General features: G+C 56.9%; 19 protein-coding genes. 7 read left to right on the top strand and 12 right to left on the bottom strand.

The features are described from left to right. Nucleotides 1–3 precede the first annotated feature (3 nt). The 3 genes from ACOTZB_RS02015 (at nt 4) to ACOTZB_RS02005 (ending at nt 3,280) form a co-directional block, all read left to right on the top strand. Nucleotides 4–279 carry a metal/formaldehyde-sensitive transcriptional repressor gene (locus ACOTZB_RS02015; protein ID WP_003857256.1) on the top strand — a complete coding sequence of 92 codons (276 nt, stop codon included), beginning with the start codon at nt 4–6 and terminating at the stop codon, nt 277–279. A gap of 30 nt (nt 280–309) precedes the next feature. Further along, nucleotides 310–1,428 carry an S-(hydroxymethyl)glutathione dehydrogenase/class III alcohol dehydrogenase gene (locus tag ACOTZB_RS02010; protein WP_032668253.1) on the top strand — a complete coding sequence of 373 codons (1,119 nt, stop codon included), beginning with the start codon at nt 310–312 and terminating at the stop codon, nt 1,426–1,428. 160 nt (nt 1,429–1,588) lie between these two features. After that, nucleotides 1,589–3,280 carry a methyl-accepting chemotaxis protein gene (locus ACOTZB_RS02005; RefSeq protein ID WP_193804352.1) on the top strand — a complete coding sequence of 564 codons (1,692 nt, stop codon included), beginning with the start codon at nt 1,589–1,591 and terminating at the stop codon, nt 3,278–3,280. Nucleotides 3,281–3,328: 48 nt separating this feature from the next. Here ACOTZB_RS02005 and ACOTZB_RS02000 read toward each other — a convergent pair whose 3' ends face one another. The 4 genes from ACOTZB_RS02000 to ACOTZB_RS01985 form a co-directional block, all read right to left on the bottom strand. After that, a complete protein-coding gene (locus ACOTZB_RS02000; protein ID WP_421626371.1) occupies nt 3,329–5,710 on the bottom strand; it encodes a glucose/quinate/shikimate family membrane-bound PQQ-dependent dehydrogenase in 2,382 nt (793 codons plus the stop codon). A gap of 256 nt (nt 5,711–5,966) precedes the next feature. Next, nucleotides 5,967–6,890: a LysR substrate-binding domain-containing protein gene (locus tag ACOTZB_RS01995; protein ID WP_033145495.1), complete on the bottom strand. Its 924-nt coding sequence runs from the start codon at nt 6,888–6,890 to the stop codon at nt 5,967–5,969. Nucleotides 6,891–7,071: 181 nt separating this feature from the next. Further along, nucleotides 7,072–7,956 (bottom strand): SDR family oxidoreductase, encoded by an 885-nt coding sequence (locus ACOTZB_RS01990; RefSeq protein ID WP_421626370.1) that lies wholly within the window; start codon nt 7,954–7,956, stop codon nt 7,072–7,074. Between the two features lie 64 nt (nt 7,957–8,020). Continuing rightward, the gene (locus tag ACOTZB_RS01985; protein ID WP_421626369.1) at nt 8,021–8,410 is read right to left on the bottom strand and encodes a YdeI family stress tolerance OB fold protein; all 390 of its coding nucleotides are present in this window, start codon (nt 8,408–8,410) and stop codon (nt 8,021–8,023) included. Between the two features lie 138 nt (nt 8,411–8,548). Between ACOTZB_RS01985 and ACOTZB_RS01980 the strand changes: the two genes are divergently transcribed. From ACOTZB_RS01980 to ACOTZB_RS01965, 4 genes are read left to right on the top strand one after another with little or no spacing between them, the layout of a single operon-like run. After that, a complete protein-coding gene (locus ACOTZB_RS01980; RefSeq protein ID WP_421626368.1) occupies nt 8,549–9,052 on the top strand; it encodes a hypothetical protein in 504 nt (167 codons plus the stop codon). 9 nt (nt 9,053–9,061) lie between these two features. Then, a complete protein-coding gene (locus ACOTZB_RS01975; protein WP_126328493.1) occupies nt 9,062–9,508 on the top strand; it encodes a DUF421 domain-containing protein in 447 nt (148 codons plus the stop codon). Between the two features lie 11 nt (nt 9,509–9,519). Continuing rightward, the gene (locus ACOTZB_RS01970) at nt 9,520–10,038 is read left to right on the top strand and encodes a 2-oxo-tetronate isomerase (RefSeq protein WP_421626367.1); all 519 of its coding nucleotides are present in this window, start codon (nt 9,520–9,522) and stop codon (nt 10,036–10,038) included. Between the two features lie 18 nt (nt 10,039–10,056). After that, nucleotides 10,057–11,043 (top strand): SDR family oxidoreductase, encoded by a 987-nt coding sequence (locus ACOTZB_RS01965; RefSeq protein ID WP_421626366.1) that lies wholly within the window; start codon nt 10,057–10,059, stop codon nt 11,041–11,043. On the opposite strand, the gene ACOTZB_RS01960 is transcribed toward ACOTZB_RS01965, so the two are convergent. The 8 genes from ACOTZB_RS01960 to ACOTZB_RS01925 all read right to left on the bottom strand — a co-directional run bounded on the left by ACOTZB_RS01960 (nt 11,044) and on the right by ACOTZB_RS01925 (nt 17,580). Beyond that, nucleotides 11,044–12,669 carry an alpha-amylase family protein gene (locus ACOTZB_RS01960; RefSeq protein ID WP_421626365.1) on the bottom strand — a complete coding sequence of 542 codons (1,626 nt, stop codon included), beginning with the start codon at nt 12,667–12,669 and terminating at the stop codon, nt 11,044–11,046. Between the two features lie 8 nt (nt 12,670–12,677). Beyond that, nucleotides 12,678–13,688, bottom strand: a complete 1,011-nt coding sequence (gene cydB, locus ACOTZB_RS01955; RefSeq protein ID WP_045888403.1) for a cytochrome d ubiquinol oxidase subunit II — start codon at nt 13,686–13,688, stop codon at nt 12,678–12,680. Then, a complete protein-coding gene (locus ACOTZB_RS01950; protein WP_193804346.1) occupies nt 13,688–15,091 on the bottom strand; it encodes a cytochrome ubiquinol oxidase subunit I in 1,404 nt (467 codons plus the stop codon). Before ACOTZB_RS01950 ends, cydB begins: the two co-directional genes overlap by 1 nt. 68 nt (nt 15,092–15,159) lie before the next feature. Next, the gene (locus ACOTZB_RS01945; RefSeq protein WP_421626364.1) at nt 15,160–16,032 is read right to left on the bottom strand and encodes a manganese catalase family protein; all 873 of its coding nucleotides are present in this window, start codon (nt 16,030–16,032) and stop codon (nt 15,160–15,162) included. 15 nt (nt 16,033–16,047) lie between these two features. Then, a complete protein-coding gene (locus tag ACOTZB_RS01940; protein WP_014883791.1) occupies nt 16,048–16,554 on the bottom strand; it encodes a ferritin-like domain-containing protein in 507 nt (168 codons plus the stop codon). A gap of 25 nt (nt 16,555–16,579) precedes the next feature. Then, nucleotides 16,580–16,783 (bottom strand): hypothetical protein, encoded by a 204-nt coding sequence (locus ACOTZB_RS01935; RefSeq protein ID WP_008502273.1) that lies wholly within the window; start codon nt 16,781–16,783, stop codon nt 16,580–16,582. A gap of 22 nt (nt 16,784–16,805) precedes the next feature. After that, nucleotides 16,806–17,300, bottom strand: a complete 495-nt coding sequence (locus ACOTZB_RS01930; protein ID WP_008502272.1) for a ferritin-like domain-containing protein — start codon at nt 17,298–17,300, stop codon at nt 16,806–16,808. 94 nt (nt 17,301–17,394) lie between these two features. After that, complete coding sequence (locus ACOTZB_RS01925) at nt 17,395–17,580, bottom strand: general stress protein (protein WP_004150795.1); 186 nt, start codon at nt 17,578–17,580, stop codon at nt 17,395–17,397. Between the last annotated feature and the right edge of the window lie 109 nt (nt 17,581–17,689).

Here is a 17,689-nt window from a genome sequence, read left to right as displayed (position 1 = left end):
CGTATGCCGCATTCACCCGAAGATAAAAAACGTATTCTTACTCGCGTCCGCCGCATTCGGGGCCAGGTTGATGCCCTTGAACGCGCGCTGGAGTCGGGCGATCCCTGTCTGGCCATCCTGCAGCAAATCGCCGCCGTGCGCGGGGCTGCCAATGGCCTGATGGGCGAAATGGTTGAAATTCACCTCAAAGATGAGCTGGTAACCGGGGAAACCACGCCGGATCAGCGAGCCGTACGCATGGCAGAAGTCGGCCATTTGCTGCGCTCTTATCTAAAATAAACCCACACACCTGACAAAAAGGGAAGACATATGAAATCTCGCGCTGCAGTTGCATTTGGTCCCGGCCAGCCGCTCAAAATCGTTGAAATCGACGTGGCACCGCCGAAGAAAGGCGAAGTGCTGATCAAAATCACCCATACCGGCGTGTGCCATACCGATGCGTTTACGCTGTCCGGTGACGATCCTGAAGGCGTTTTCCCGGCGGTACTCGGCCATGAAGGCGGCGGGATTGTGGTGGAAGTGGGCGAGGGCGTGACCAGCCTGAAGCCGGGCGACCACGTTATCCCGCTGTACACCGCGGAGTGCGGCGAGTGTAAGTTCTGTAAATCCGGTAAAACCAACCTCTGCCAGGCGGTTCGCGCTACCCAGGGGAAAGGACTGATGCCGGACGGTACCACCCGTTTCTCTTATAACGGCGAGCCTGTTTATCACTACATGGGCACCAGCACCTTCAGCGAATACACCGTTTGCGCGGAGATCTCGCTGGCGAAGGTGAACCCGCAGGCACCGCTGGATAAAGTCTGCCTGCTGGGCTGCGGCGTGACCACCGGCATTGGCGCGGTGCATAACACGGCAAAAGTGAAAGAGGGCGACACCGTGGCGGTGTTCGGTCTCGGCGGCATTGGTCTGGCGGTGATTCAGGGCGCGGTGCAGGCGAAGGCCGGGCGTATCATCGCGGTCGACACCAATCCGGAGAAATTCAAGCTGGCGGGTGAAATGGGCGCGACCGATTTCGTGAACCCGAAAGATCACGAAAAACCGATTCAGGATGTCATCGTTGAGATGACCGACGGCGGCGTTGACTTCAGCTTTGAATGTATCGGCAACGTGAACGTGATGCGTTCCGCGCTCGAATGCTGCCACAAAGGCTGGGGTGAGAGCATCATCATAGGCGTTGCCGGTGCGGGCCAGGAGATTAAAACCCGTCCATTCCAGCTGGTCACCGGTCGCGTGTGGCGCGGTTCCGCGTTTGGCGGCGTGAAGGGCCGTACCCAGCTTCCGGGTATGGTGGAAGATGCGATGGTCGGCAAGATTCAGCTCGACCCGTTCATTACCCACCGATTGCCGCTGGAGCAGATCAACGACGCGTTCGATCTGATGCACGAAGGAAAATCCATCCGTACCGTCATTCATTTCGGCGACAAGTAACTCTTCTGCCAGCGGTTTTTCGCCGCTGGCGTTTCTATAATAATCTTCTCTAAAGTGTGACCAGTGCGGCGTTTTTAGCCGTAATCTAAATCTCTGCCGTGCCGATGACTATTTAACAGGCGTGTTTTTACGCATCTTACCTACAAGAGAGTCGACGGTCATGGACAACACTACTTCGATGCTGGCGCAGCGCAAGCTGGGCTTCTTGCATCACATCAGGCTGGTTCCGCTGTTTTCCTCCATTCTCGGTGGCATTATTCTTCTGTTTGCCTTGAGCTCGGGTCTGGCGGGGTATTTCCTGCTGCAGGCCGATAACGATCAGCAGGATGTCACATCCGAAATTCAGGTGCGTATGGGGCTCTCGAACAGCTCAAACCATCTGCGAACCGCACGTATCAATCTGATCCACGCCGGTGCGGCAAGCCGTATCGCGGAGATGGATGCGATGAAGCAGAACATCAGCGAGGCGGAAAAGCGCATTAAGCAGTCCCAGGATAGCTTTACCGCCTATATGAACCGTACGGTGCGCACCTCTTCAGACGAAGCGCTGGACGCTGATCTGAAAGCACGCTACGACGCCTATATCTCGGGCATGCAGCCGATGTTGAAATTCGCCAAAAACGGCATGTTCGAAGCGATTATCAACCACGAAAACGAAACGGCGCGCCCGCTGGATGACGCTTACAATGCCGTGCTGCTGAAGGCGATTAAGATCCGTACCGACCGTGCCAATGCGCTGACGGCGCAGGCGCACAGCCGCACGCAGCTGGGCCTGATGTTTATGGTGGGCGCGTTTGCGCTGGCGCTGGTACTGACGGCCATGACCTTTGTCGTGCTGCGCCGCACGGTAATCAATCCTTTGCAGCGGGCAGCGAAACGTATCGAGAATATCGCCAAAGGCGACCTGACGATGCCGGACGATGTGGCCGGGCGCAGCGAAATTGGCCGCCTGACGCGCGATCTGCAAACCATGCAGCACTCGCTGGAAAACACGGTGGGCACCGTACGTCAGGGGGCGGAGGAGATCTATCGCGGCACCAGCGAGATTTCTGCCGGTAACACCGATCTCTCTTCACGTACCGAGCAGCAGGCCGCAGCCATTGAGCAAACCGCCGCAAGCATGGAACAGCTGACCGCGACGGTGAAGCAGAACGCCGATAACGCCCATCATGCCAGCAAGCTGGCGGAAGATGCCTCCGGGAAAGCCAGCCGCGGCGGTCAGATGGTCTCCGGCGTGGTTAAAACCATGGGCAATATCTCCAGCAGCTCGAAGAAGATCTCGGAGATCACCGCCGTCATCAACAGCATTGCGTTCCAGACCAATATCCTGGCGCTTAACGCGGCGGTAGAAGCGGCGCGGGCGGGCGAGCAGGGGCGCGGGTTTGCCGTGGTGGCAAGCGAAGTCCGAACCCTTGCAAGCCGCAGTGCGAATGCCGCAAAAGAGATCGAAAGCCTGATCAACGAATCGGTCTCGCTGATCGACCAGGGCTCCGGTGAAGTTGTCGCCGCCGGTAACACCATGAATGAAATCGTCGACGCGGTTAAACGCGTGACCGACATCATGCTGGAGATTGCCGCAGCGTCCGACGAGCAGAGCCGCGGTATCGTGCAGGTGAGTCAGGCGATTTCTGAGATGGATAAAGTGACCCAGCAGAACGCCTCGCTGGTGGAAGAAGCTTCCGCGGCGGCGGCGTCACTGGAAGAACAGGGTGCACGTCTGACCGAGGCGGTTGGGGCGTTTCGGTTGAGCAGTGTAAAGCCGGGCCGCGCGGCGTCGTCTGCGCCAGTGGCGAAGAGCGCTCCGCTACGCGCGGCGGCGACGGTTTCCGGGGATAACTGGGAAACGTTCTGAGTTGCGCCACCAGATAAAAAAGGGACCTTTCGGTCCCTTTTTCACATCTTATTTCTTATCGGGCAACGCGTACGCGATAACGTAATCACCGCGATCCGGCGACTGTCGAGCGCCCCCGGCGTTGATGATGATGTACTGCTTACCGGTTTTTGGCGACACGTAGGTCATCGGGCCGGACTGGCTGCCGACCGGCAGGCGGTCTTTCCAGATCTCTTTCCCGGTGGCGGTATCAAACGCGCGCAGGTAGAAATCCTGCGTGCCGGCGAAGAACAGCAGGCCTGACTGGGTAGAGAGTGATGCGCCCAGGGTCGGCATACCGATTGGGATTGGCATGTGCATGCGAATGCCCAGCGGGCCGGTATCTTCCACCGTGCCGACAGGGACCTGCCAGACCAGCTTGCCGGTTTTCAGGTCAACGGCCGACATGGTGCCGAACGGCGGCTTCTGGCATGGAATGCCCAGCGGCGACAGGAAGCGTTCGCGCATCGCGCCGAACGGCGTGCCGTCCATCGGGACGATACCCATCTCGATGCCGCTGGCGTTTTTCGCCACGTTCGCGCGCGGCACCATGTAGTTTGCCAGACCCAGGCGCATATCGTTGACGAACATCAGGCTGTTGTTCGGGTCAACGGAGACGCTGCCCCAGTTCATCCCGCCGAGTGAGCCGGGGAACTGCAGGGAACGGTCGAGACCCGGCGGGGTGAAGACGCCCTGATGACGCATCTCTTTAAACTGAATGCGGCACAGCAGCAGGTCGACAGGCGTCGCGCCCCACATGTCGGATTCGGTCAGCGTCTGGTTGCCAATCATCGGCATGCCAACGGAATACGGCTGGGTCGGGGAGTAGCGTTCACCTTCAACGTTACCCGCCGGGACAGGACGTTCTTCTACCTTGGCCACCGGCTTGCCGGTTTCGCGGTTAAGCATGAAGATCATGCCCTGCTTGCTGGTCTGCACCAGCACAGGCGTGGTGCCGCCCTTACCGTCGGGCAGGTCGTACAGCAGCGGCTGGGAAGGCAGGTCAAAGTCCCACAGATCGTGGTGGGTCGTCTGGAAATGCCAGCGCACCTGACCGGTGGTCGCGTCCACGGCGACGATGGAGGAACTGTACTTATCGTCCAGCGCGGTACGTTCGCCCGCCCAGAAGTCCGGGGTGGCGTTGCCGGTTGGCAGGTAGATCAGGTTCAGCTTAGCGTCGTAAGACATCGCGGACCAAACGTTTGGCGTACCGCGGGTGTAGGTCTGGCCTTCCGGCGGCAGGCCAGTCAGGTTCGGATTACCCGGATCCCACGCCCAGGCCAGCTTACCGGTGTGAACGTCGTAGGCGCGCACTACGCCCGGCGGTTCTCCGGTGGAGTAGTTATCCGCGACGCGACCGCCGACGACAACGACATTCCCGGCAACCAGCGGCGTGGAGGTCTGCTGATAATATCCGGGCTTGATCTCGCCCATGCCGACGCCGAGATCCACCGTGCCATGGTCGCCGAAATCTTCGCAGACCTTGCCGGTATCCGCGTTGATGGCAATCAGGCGGGCGTCGGTGGTCGGCAGGAACAGACGGCGTGGGCATGCCGCAGGCGGTGTCTCTGTCTGTGACGTTGTCACGCTTGAATGGTCTTCAAAATAGCCCAAACCGCGGCAGCGCTGCCAGTTAGGCGCCGTGGCTTTGGAATCGTAGCGCCATTTTTCCTTGCCGGAATCCACGTCCAGCGCCAGTACTTTACTGTATGGAGTACAGACGTACAGCGTGTCGCCAATCTGCAATGGCGTGTTCTGATCTTCCGCGCCCGAGCCGTTGCTCTGCGGAATATCGCCGGTGTGCGCAACCCAGGCGACCTTCAGGTCGCGGACGTTTTGCTTGTTAATCTGGTCCAGCGCGGCGAAACGGTCGCCGTGGGTGGTATTGCCCCAGTGCTCCCAGTTTTTTTGCTGCTCGCCGGGGGCGACGGGTTTCACCGGAACGGGCTCGTTCGCTGCCACGAGGGTCTGCGGCTTAAACATCCAGCCCAGGCTGACCAGCATCGCTACCGCGAGCACGGCCGCGACGCCAAAAGCGGGAGCCTTGTTCGCGGCGCTGTGGTTTGCCGCGCGCAGGAAAGGCCAGACGATGGCGCAGAGGAAGGCCAGTACGGCAAAGGTAAACAGGCGGGAGAAGAGCGGCCAGAAATCCCAGCCCGCATCGCCTACCGCCCAGAACAGCGAGGCAATAAACGCGATGCCGTAAAGCACGATCCCGCTGCTACGGTTGAGGAAAATCAGGATCGCGGCAATCACCATTACCACGCCCATTATCAGGAAGTATCCACTTCCGCCTACGGTGACGAGCTTAAAGCCCAGCCCGCCGACCGCCAGACCGATGAGCAACATCAGTCCGGCAAGAAGCCACTGCAGGATACGCGGTATCCCACGTGGCGCGCTGCCAAATGCCATTTCTGTCTCCTTAAGATCCCCCCGTCGCGCTGGGTGTGTACCAGTTGGGTAATAAATGCGGAGGGAAGAATGATTAATACGGGTGAATTCGGGGTTGTAAAATTATTTACGAACCATTTGGTGAATTCGTCGCTATGATAAAACTGTTAAATTGTTTTACGCAATTGTTAATGAATGATTTCGCATTAATTGATTAGGGCGCAGGACAATGCCCTCGCCCCGCTGGGGAGAGGGTTAGGGCGAGGGGAGAAAAGTCTCAGACCGGCATTGATTTACGGATAGCGCTCAGCAGCGTCTGCGCGCCCGTTGAAAGCGGCGTGTCTACGCGGGTCAAAATGCCGATAGGTTCACCGGGGCCAGGGGAGGTAATCGGCAGGGCGATCAGCGTTCCCTGGCGTAAATCATCTTTTACCGCGCCGGAGGGAACGAACCAGACGTAGTCATAATCCAGCGTAAGCTGGCGCGAAAGCGAGGCCGACAGCGTTTCGATACATCCTGAGGGCAGCGTACACCCCTGCATTTGCAGCAAGGTTTCGGCGGTCTGGCGGGGAACGGTCCCTTTCGGGCAAACCACCACCGGCCATTCCATCACGCGGCTTAACGTGACCGTGTCCTGCAGCAGAGGGTGATCGGGACGAACCACCAGCTTCAGGGACTCCAGGAACAGCAGTTCATAGTTGAGGCCACCCATCAGCTCAGGGTCGGACATGCGGCCGATACCGAGATCCAGTTCGCCCGATTTTAGCCCCGCGAGCAGCATGGTGTTATTCATGGTGGCGACCTGAATCGTGGTATGCCGCTGCTGCTTGTGGAACTGGCCGATAACGGGGGGAAGGATGCCCAGCGCCGCGGTAGGCAAAGCACCCACGCGCACCACCTCACTGGATTGCTCTTCTTTTCGGTGCAGGGACTGGCCTGCGGTATTGAGCGCATCCAGCACTTTCACGGCGTGCGTGAGGAACTGTTCACCCACGATGGTAAGCTGCGCCCCCAGCCGGCCGCGGTCAAAAAGACGGGCACCGGTCAGCTGTTCCAGCTCGTTGAGAGTTTTTGAGAGCGCAGGCTGGCTCAGGTTGAGAGTTTCAGCCGCACGCCCCAGCGTTCCCTGTTGAGCGACGGCCACAAATGTATGCAAATGGCGCAAGCGTATGCGCTGACTGAACAGACCATTTTTTTCCATAGGCGATGTTAAAAACAGAGCGATGCGGGTGACAAGTTAAGTTGTTTAATTTTGATAACCTGATAGCAAAATATTTTTAACATTTGATCTGTTTGAGTTACAACATGTTTTTTGGCGGGGGAATAAAAGCGAACATCCTTGTTCATTTATTGCTCATTGCGGAAGAGTATCGTTTACCGGTTTAGATCACGCCGTCACCGCCATCGGAACACCACACCTGGCCGGACGTAAATGAACATTCATCCGAGGCCAGCGTGACGTACAGCGGGGCAATCTCGACGGGCTGGCCCGGACGTCCCAGCGGAGTGTCGCCACCGAACTCCTTCACTTTTTCCATCGGCTGCCCGCCGCTGGACTGCAGTACCGTCCAGTAAGGGCCAGGGGCAACCGCGTTGACGCGAATGCCTTTCGGTCCCAGCTGTTTGGCTAAGGATTTGGTAAACACCGCCAGACAGGCTTTCGTCTGGGCGTAGTCCAGCAGCACGGGGCTAGGCTTCACCGCCTGAACGGACGAGGTATTAATGATAACGGACGACGCTTTCAGGTGGCGCAGCGCCGCCTTGGTGATCCAGAAAGGGGCGTAAACGTTGGTTTTAAACGTTGCGTCAAAATCTTCCGTGGTCAGTTCCTCAAGCGATTCACGGAACTGCTGACGGCCGGCGTTGTTGACCAGAATGTCCAGTCCGCCCAGCTTCGAGACGGCTTCTTCGACCAGATTCTGACAGAAGGTTTCGTCCCGGACGTCCCCCGGCAGCGCGACGGCCTTGCGGCCTTCCGCTTCGATCAGGTCGATGACCTCAGCAGCGTCTTTTTCCTCTTCAGGCAGATAGTTAATGGCAACGTCAGCGCCTTCACGCGCATAGGCGATAGCGACCGCGCGCCCAATACCGGAGTCTCCGCCGGTAATCAGCGCTTTTTTGCCGGCAAGGCGACCATGCCCTTTATAGCTTTGTTCCCCGTGGTCGGGTACAGGCTGCATTTCAGATGCCAGCCCCGGCGGCGTTTGCGGCTGTTCCGGGAACGGGGGCTGTGGGTAAGCGTTCGTACGTTGTTTAGTATCACTCATAGCTGACTCCTTAAGCCAAGGGGTGAGATTTGATGGATAACTGCAGCGTTAACGCTTCGCTGAATTATTTCTGCAAACGATCAACACGGACGACGGCAGGTGATGATTTTTTATCAAGTGAACCATTGATACTGATCATCTGGTCGGGTTTTACCGTTCTGCCGTCGAAAACTGCCTGGGGAATAATAACGTCGATCTTTCCGGTTTTATCCTGAAATACAAACTTATCGCCGTTACCGTCAATAAGATTACCGCGTAATGAAATTGTCGCACCATCGTGCAATTCTTTTGCCTGTTTGATGGTCATAATACGCGCGTCGTCGGTTCCGCGATATCCGCTATCAAGCGCGTGGGGAGGTGGTGGCGCTTCGCCTTTTTGTAAACCCCCGTTATTATCTGCCCATGCGAACGGAACCAGAAATATCAATAAAGCGGAAATAAGTGATAATTTCATCCGATATCCTTCATTTTGCGTGTCTTGACTTATTAAGTATTGTTGCTATTCCTTTATGTGGCAAATGTGATAAGTCCTAAAAACATTCGCGTTAGAAATCAAAATTATCGGATAATAAGCGAAACGGTGACGATGGCCATGAAGCGTGAAAATGAAAAGTTACCCGGGATAGATGAGAGTTACCGTTTGCTGACGTTTGAATACGCATTTCGTCAGGTGGGTTTTATCGTTCTGCTGGGTATTATCGTCGCGGCGATTGTCGGTCTGTTTTCCAGCGGAATGGTCAGCGACACGGTCAAAACGAATTCTGCTAAATCACTGACCATAGACTATGAACGCTTTGGACGACGGGAGACAGAGACGCGGATGGCGCTCGCGTTTCCGGTGCAGACCGAGGGGAAGTATGTCCTCAGCATGACCAGCGAGAGCAGCGATGTTTACGAGCCTGGCAGCGTCTGGCCACAGCCTGACAGCATGTTCAGCCGGGGCAAGACCCTCTATTTTGTTTATAACAACCTGGAAAAATCAGACAACTTCTCCGTGTTACTCTTCACGACACCTTCGAGAGCCGGTAAATGGAACACCGTCATCCGCGTCAACAGCGAGCCGGAGATTAACATCTGGCAATTCATTTACCCCTAGGAGGCTGATATGGATATGGTCTTTCGCGCGCTGGCTATTTATCTGTTCCTCGTGGTGGTATTTAAAGTGGCCGGGCGTCGCGCGCTGCTGCAGATGACCAGCTTCGATCTCATCTTGCTCCTGATAATTAGTGAAGCCACGCAGCAGGCGCTTCTTGGACAGGATTTTTCCGTTACCGGCGCGATGATTACTATTACCACGTTGGTGGTAGTGGATATAATATTCGGGTTGATGAAAAAATATTTTTCCCCTGTGGAGAATATTCTGGATGGTACGCCGGTGATTCTGGTCGAGAATGGGGTGCCGTTAGCCGATAAACTTAAAAAAGTCGACGTATCCTGTGATGATATTCTGGTGTCAGCGCGTCAAAATAATGGGCTTACAGAAATGAGTGAAATTAAATATGCCATACTTGAGCGCAATGGACATATTTCAATCATTCCTTTCGAGAAATAAGAGGCGGTAAGATGAGCAATCTTTTTCACGACAGTAATAATACCGTGGGTGAACTGACGAAAAAGCTGGCGAGCAAATTAACCGATCTCGGGCTTCGCTTAACCACTGCGGAATCCTGCACGGGCGGAAAGCTCTCGGTGGCGCTTTGCGCAGAGGAAAACACCGCCGAATTTTATGATGTCGGCCTGGTCGTGTTCAGCGACGAAGCAAAAGCGCGGATCCTCGGCGTGCGTCCTGAGACGCTTGAGCGGTTTACGGCCGTGAGCGAGCAGACGGTAACCGAAATGGCCGCCAGTATCCGCGACATCGCCCTGGCCGATATCAGCATCGCCATCAGCGGCTACGCGGGCCCGGAAGGGGGCGACGACGGCACGGCGGCGGGGACGGTCTGCTTCGCGTGGAACATACGCGGCGAGACGAAGACCCGCACCGTGCTTTTCTCCGGTGACTGTCAGGATGTGGTCGAAAAAGCGGTGCATTACTCGCTGGCTGAACTGGTAACAAGGTTGTCGGACGGGAATAACGGATAAAACTCACGTGGAGGTTCTATGGCTGTCATAGTGATTACCGGCGGGACGGCGGGCGTGGGAAAAGCCACGGCGCTGCACTTTGCAAAGGCGGGTTACGACGTGGGGCTCATCGCCCGCGATGAAGCCAGCCTGCACTCGACCCAGGAGGAGCTACGGCGCTTTGGCGTTAATGCCCACGCCGTGCAGGCGGACGTCGCCGACAGCCAGGCGGTGGTGGATGCCGCTAACGAAATTGAGTATCGCCTCGGCGCGATTGATGTTTGGGTGAACAACGCGATGGGGGCCGTTCTGGCGCCGTTTCGTACGCTCACGCCTGACGAGTTTCGGCGCGTGACTGAGGTGACGTACCTTGGCTACGTAAACGGCACTCGCGCCGCGCTTGAGCTTATGGTTCCGCGCGACAGGGGGGTGATTATCCAGGTGGGGTCCGCGCTGGCCTACCGTTCCATTCCGCTGCAGTCAGCCTACTGTGGGGCAAAGGCGGCGATCCGCGGGTTCACCGATGCGGTGCGTACCGAGCTGATGCATGAGAACAGCCGGGTCCAGCTTTCGATGGTCCAGATGCCGGGGCTCAATACCCCGCAGTTCGAATGGGCGAGGAACAAGTTCGCCTGGGCGATGCGCCCGGTGCCGCCGGTCTTTGAGCCTGAGGTGGCCGCCAGCGCCATCTTCAGGGTGGCGCAAAAGCCGGTGCGCGAGCTGTGGGTTGGCAGCAGCACCATCCAGTCCATCGTCGGGCAATTTTTCTTCCCCGGTTTTCTTGACCGGCTGGTGGTAAAAAAGGCCTGGGAAGGCCAAATGACCGACGATCTCAACGCGCCGGATCGCCGGGACTACCTCGACCAGCCGGTTAACGATCTGCATAAAATCCATGGCCGCTTTACTGACGAGGCCAAAACCCGCGCGCCGTCCGTCACCTCCGGCATGCCGGGTAAAGTGGCCCTGGGCGCCATCGCGGTGGCGGGGGTAGTGCTGACGCGTCTGATAACCCGCCGGAAACCGTAGTCAGCGCAGCGCGCTACGGTGCGTCCAGAACCAGCGGTAGCCGTAGCCGCCAAGACTGAGCTGAACGGTTTTACCGCAAATCAGCGCGTCATCGTAGCGCTTGTCCGCGAGACAGGCGGTCCAGGTGGCGTTGCGGATCCCTCTGGCGGTGAACTGCACCGGCTGGTCGCTGAAGTTAACGAAGGTCAGGATGCTGCGCTCGTCGGTCTCGTAATAGATCCCCAGCACCGCGTCATCATCGATTGTGATAAGGCGAAAGGGGGCAACGGCAATTTCGGGGAACTCCGAGCGGGTAGTGGCAATATCGATGATCCGGTGCAGGAGCGAGTTGCGGTGAAGCAGCGAATCGGCAACGTTGACTTTCTGATAGCGGTAAGGGCCGCGGTCGATAATCGGCGCAATAAATTTTTCCGGGTCTGCCGCAGAGAAACCGCCTCCCTGTGACCCCGCCCACTGCATCGGGGTACGGACGGCGTAGCGCTCCTCCAGATCCAGGTCGTCACCCATGCCTATCTCGTCTCCGTAGCGCATCACCGGGACACCCGGCAGGGAAAACAGCACCGCGTGGCAGAACGCCAGCCGCTTCCGATCGCCGTTGAGCATCGGCGCCAGGCGGCGGCGGATCCCGCGCTGATAGACGTTCATCTCCTCATCAGGGGCGAACGTGTCGAGGACAAACTGTTTGTCTTTCTGACTGATGCCTTCCAGATCCAGCTCGTCGTGATTGCGCAGCCAGTTGGCAAAACAGCAGGAGTCAGGCGGGACGATCATCTTCTTCACCGCGTTGCGCAGCGGGCGAGCGCTTTTCCCGGCCAGGCTGACGTAGAAATACTTGTTGAGCCAGAAATTGAGCACCAGATTCAGGCGGTCGTTATTGCCGAAGTAGTCTTTATAGGTCTCAACGTCTACGTCCACTTCACCCAGCAGGATCGCGTCCGGATTGCGCTGTTCGATAAGACGCCGCATATGTTCCAGGATCCACAGCCCTTTTTTTTCGTCACCGTTGCCTGCCTGCGTGGTGAGATGGGAGGCAGCATCGAGGCGAAATCCCGATACGCCCAGCTTGAGCCAGAAGAGGATGATGTTTTCAATCTCTTTAAGTACCGCGGGCGAGGTGAGGTTCAGATCCGGCTCGTGGCGATAAAACATGTGCCGGTAGTATTGTCCCGCCTCGTCGTCCCAGCTCCAGATGCTCTTTTCCACGCCGGGAAACATGGGGGGCGTATCGTCCTCGTCGCTATCCGACCAGAGGTAGTAATCACGATAGGGTGACGCCGGATTGCGGCGGGCCTGCTGGAACCAGGGATGCGCGTCCGACGTGTGCTGGATCAGCAGCTCGATAATGACCTGCATGCCAAGCTCACGGGCCTGTTCGATAAAGGCGATGATATCGGCCAGCTTTCCGAAGCGGGGATCCACCTGGAGGTGGTCGCTGACGTCGTAGCCTTCATCGAGAAAGGGCGTGAGGTAAAACGGGGTGATCCAGATGACCGTCGCCCCCATGCGGCGAATATAGCGTAGCTTAGACGCTATCCCGGCGATGTCCCCGCAGCCATCGCCGTTCAAATCATAAAATAGCGCGGTATCAATTTGGTAAATAATGGCCCGTGTATGCCAGTCCGTCATAGCGTTCCTCAGTGATAGCCTTCAGTATCCGACACTTTGCCGCGGAAGACGTAGTAGCTCCAGGCGGTGTACACCAGGATCACCGGAATAATCAGCAACGTGCCTACCAGCATAAACAGCTGGCTGGCGGGTGGGGCCGCGGCTTCCCACAGGGTGATGCGAGGCGGAATAATGTTTGGCCACAGGCTGATACCCAGGCCGCTAAACCCGAGGAAGATCAGCCCCAGCGTCAGCAGGAAGGGGCGCGCGTGGCTGGCCGGGTTGCGGGTCAGGCGCCAGATCAGCACGCTGAACAGCCCGACCAGCAGCGGAACCGGCAGGAACCAGAAGAAGTTGGGCAGGGTAAACCAGCGCTCGGCCACGTACTGCCAGCCGAGCGGCGTCCAGATGCTCACCACAGCGATGACGACCATCAGTGCCAGCAGCACGTGGCGGGTCAGCTCGCGCATGCGGGCCTGCAGCGCGCCTTCGCTTTTCATGATGAGCCAGGTGGTGCCCAGCAGCGTGTAGGCGACGACCAGCCCGATGCCGCAGAAGAGGTTGAAGGGGGTGAGCCAGTCTAGCGCGGAGCCGACGAAACGCCGCCCCTCAACGTCGAAGCCGTTGATCACGGCGCCTACCACCACGCCCTGGCTGAAGGTGGCGAGCAGAGAGCCGCCGGCAAAGGAGTAGTCCCAGAACTTGCGGTGCGAGGGCGTGGCTTTGAAGCGGAACTCAAAGGCGACGCCGCGAAAGATGAGGCCGATCAGCATTGCGGTGAGGGGTATCGTCAGCGCATCAATAATCACCGCATAGGCCAGCGGAAACGCGCCGAAAAGCCCCGCGCCACCGAGTACCAGCCAGGTCTCGTTGCCGTCCCAGACCGGCGCCACGCTGTTGACCATCACGTCGCGCTCTTTCGCATCGCCCACGAAGTTAAACAGCAGGCCGATGCCCAAGTCAAAGCCATCCATAATGATGTACATCAGCGTGGCAAACACGATGATGGCAAACCAAATCACTGAGATATCGACGCCCATCAGATTCTCTCCTCTTCCGGAACAGACTCAGCGGCAGACAGCGGACGAGCGGGTGTGCCCGAGGTGTTTGACGTCAGCGTATCGACGGGCTGCGGTCCTTTCTTAATCAGCCGGATAAGATAAACATAGCCCACGCCAAACACGGACGAGTAGACAACGAAGAACGCCAGCAGGCTGATGCTCATCTGCAGGGTGCTGTGCAGCGATACCGCGTCGATGGTGCGCAGATAACCATAGACCACCCACGGCTGACGGCCCACCTCGGTGGTCACCCAGCCGGCGAGCAGCGCCAGCAGCCCGGCAGGCCCCATGCAGAGGGCAAACCAGTGGAACGGGCGAGAGTGGTATAGCCGATGGCGATAGCGCAGCCAGACGCTGATCAGTCCGAGGGTAATCATCAGCAGCCCCATCCCGACCATGACGCGGAACGACCAGAAGACGATGGTCGAATTAGGGCGATCTTCTTTCGGAAAATCCTTCAGCGCCGGGACCTGCTTATCCAGACTGTGGGTCAGGATAAGGCTGCCGAGCGCGGGGATCTCCAGACCGTATTTGGTGCGCTCCTCCTCCATATCCGGCAAGCCAAACAGCAGCAGCGGAGTGGCCTCGCCCGGCGGATTTTCCCAGTGCCCCTCAATGGCGGCAATTTTGGCCGGCTGATGCTCAAGCGTGTTCAGGCCGTGCATATCACCCACCACCGCCTGGATAGGGGCGACCAGCAGCGCCATCCACATTGCCATGGAAAACATGGTGCGGACGGCGGGGGTATCGTTACCGCGCAGCAGGTGCCATGCGCCCGACGCGCCGACAAACAGCGCGCTGCTCAGAAACGCGGCGATAGCCATATGAATAAGGCGATAAGGGAAGGAGGGATTAAAGACGATCGCCAGCCAGTCCTGCGGGATAACCTGTCCGTTCTCAATAGTGAAGCCCTGCGGCGTATGCATCCAGCTGTTGGAGGCGAGGATCCAGAAGGTCGACATCAGCGTGCCGAGCGCCACCATGCAGGTTGAAAAGAAGTGCAGGCCCGGGCCAACCTTATTCCAGCCGAACATCATGACGCCAAGGAAACCGGCCTCGAGGAAGAAGGCGGTTAACACTTCATAGGTCAGAAGGGGGCCGGTAATACTGCCCGCGAACTGTGAGAATCCGCTCCAGTTGGTGCCAAACTGGTACGCCATGACCAGGCCGGAAACGACACCCATCCCGAAGTTAACGGCAAATATCTTGAGCCAGAAGTGGTACAACGAGCGCCAGACGTCGTTTTTGGTGCGCAGCCACATGCCCTCCAGCACCACCAGATAGCTGGCGAGGCCGATGGTGATCGCAGGAAAAAGGATATGGAACGAGACGGTAAAAGCGAACTGAATTCTGGCCAGATGGAACGCGTCGAGTTCGAACATGGTCCGTACCTCTGAAACGATGGGGCACGAGAATTGCCGGGCAGTTTATGGCTGCCCGGCAAAACCGATTACGGTTTAGTCTTACCGGCACCCAGCTCGGCACCGGTCAGCGGGTCAGAATGTGGATCGGACTTCGTGCGGGCAGCCATCGCCTTGACCAGGGTTGCCTGTTCGGTCGTGAGCGTGACGCTTGCGCTGCCATCGCCGCCGTCAACCGCAGGCTGGGGGGACTCAACGTAATCGAAATGTTTATCGCTGTTCCAGCTTCCGCGAACCTCTCCACCTTCAGACATATTGTAGTACTTGTTGGTGAATTCCTCGATTGGCGGAAATTTTCCCGGTGGGAAATTATTACGGATCGACTGCAGCGCCTTCTCAAAGGAGAGCTGATGCGCCGCCTCGCGCGTCATCAGAAACGCCAGCGCATCTTTTACTCCGGGATCGTCGGTCACGTTGATCAGCCGTTCATAGATGATTTTTGCTCGTGCCTCAGCTGCCACGTTTGAGCGCAGGTCCGCCGTAGGCTCGCCGATGGTATCGACGTAGGCTGCCGTCCAGGGCACGCCCGCCGAGTTAGTGAGCGGGGTGCCGCCACCGTAGAGCAGGGAGGTGATGTGGCTGTCATTGCCGTTTTCAGTCATGGACCGATACAGCTCGGCCTCGTTTTCCACCCCTTCCGCCAGCGCGCCTTTGGCGCCTTTATTCAGCATGCCGACCAGAGTACCGATGATTTCGAGGTGGCTTAGCTCCTCGGTCGCGATATCCATCAGCATATCTTTACGGCCCGGATCGTCATCGCTTAATCCTTGCGTAAAGTAGCGGCAGGCGGCAGCCAGTTCGCCCTGGGGCCCACCGAACTGCTCCAGTAAAAGGTTGGCGAGGCCAGGGTTCGGTTCGGCAACGCGAACCGTGTATTGCAGCTGTTTGACGTGTCGGAACATGGCGATTCTCCCGGGTTATTTTTTCGCTTCGACGCCCGATGCGTCAGAACGCAGCAGGAACTGTTCCGTGGTCTGCGGAATATGACGAATCAGCCAGTCGGCCATTTCGCGTTCCTCAGCCAGAATCGTCTCAATCGCAGGTATCGAGGCGGTGTCGCCCGCTTTTTTGGCCGCCGCCAGCAGGGAGGTATAACAGGCTATTTCAAACTGTTCGAAAACATAGCCGCTGATCGAGCCCTTCACGATCTCATCAGACGGGAACATGCCGCCGATGGACTGCCCGAGCGCCGCCATTTTGCTCATCGAATCTTTTAAAACCGAACGAGAAATATCATTACGGTCGAGGATTTCTTCCAGCAATGTAATTTGCCGTTTTGTCTCATTAATATGCTGCTCAATTCTGGCGCGAACATCAGGATAATTATCGATACGGCTGGCCATGGATTCCAGCATAGATTCGGCTTGCTTTTCCATCGCATGGGCATCGCGTAGCCAGTCATGGTAGTGTTCTACGTGATTCATCATTGTATCCTCATTAGGGGTTCGCTTATTTTGTCTCACTTTCAGCAGCCTGATCGGCACGCGCGGCACTGTAGCCAGATAAATGGCCGACAATATTGGCGTAAATACTGATGATAATGACCCATAGCACGCTATTCTTCCACCATATTACAGAGGGGATAGCGAGAATGAACCATATTATGGCTGCCGCTAAATGGCACCGTTTAATAGTCCTGGGACTGATGCTCATTTTATTTAACCTTTTTATTGCGTCATTTCTGCGCTTTTTGGTTAATATTTCCTACGGCCAGATCGGTGAGTTTAAGATCGGTTTCTTTTTCTTCTTCCAGCGTTTCGGCGAGAAGTTTAACGGCTTTTTTATAGCCCAGTTGTTCTGCTAATGTGGCAAGGGTACCGTAGCTGGCAATTTCGTAATGTTCGACTTTTTGCGCGGCGGCAATAAGTGCGGCATCACGTACTTCATTTTTTTCCGTGCTTTCGATGACTTCGTTGGCTTCTTCAATTAAGCCTTCCATCGCCACGCATTTCATGCGCTTAAGCTTGATACCGTCTTCCTGCTCGACGATTTGGTCGATACGTTCGATCTGACCCTGCGTCTCTTCCAGGTGCGCGGTAAAAGCGGCGCTCAGCTTCTCGCTGGACGCGGCGCGGGCAAGCTTGCTTAACGCTCGGGTAAGCTGCTTTTCTGCGCTGTAGGTATCCGACAGAAGATGAATAAAGACATCCTCGACGCTTTTCATATTCATAATAATTACGCTCCGGTAAAATAAAGAAAGGGTACTGCGAGCTTTTCAGCCCGCAGCATGCTCTCTGGTTTTATTAAAAGAGTATTAAATAAGATCAGGAGTTATCAGATTTACGGCCTCCGCCGTGACTGTTCTGTCCCCCTTTCTTACCCGCTTCAGATGCGCGTTGCGGATCGTTTTTAAAGTTCCCACCGCTATGCTGGCCACCTTTACGTCCAGCTTCTGATGCTTTTTCACGGTCTTCAGCGAAATTACCGGAACCACCACGATGCTCTGCCATATTAAACCTCATAGTCATATATTGGTTATGTCAGTACGATACGAAAAATATTCCGTATCACTCGTCGTTCGAGTAATAACTCTAGTCGCTGTTCGGCATCCGTCAAATG

The sequence above is a fragment of the Enterobacter cloacae complex sp. SHL020 genome (genome assembly GCF_049236945.1).
GTDB lineage: Bacteria > Pseudomonadota > Gammaproteobacteria > Enterobacterales > Enterobacteriaceae > Enterobacter > Enterobacter dykesii.
Note: the sequence above shows the minus strand (reverse complement) of the source record. Positions and strands in the feature narration are given on the sequence as shown.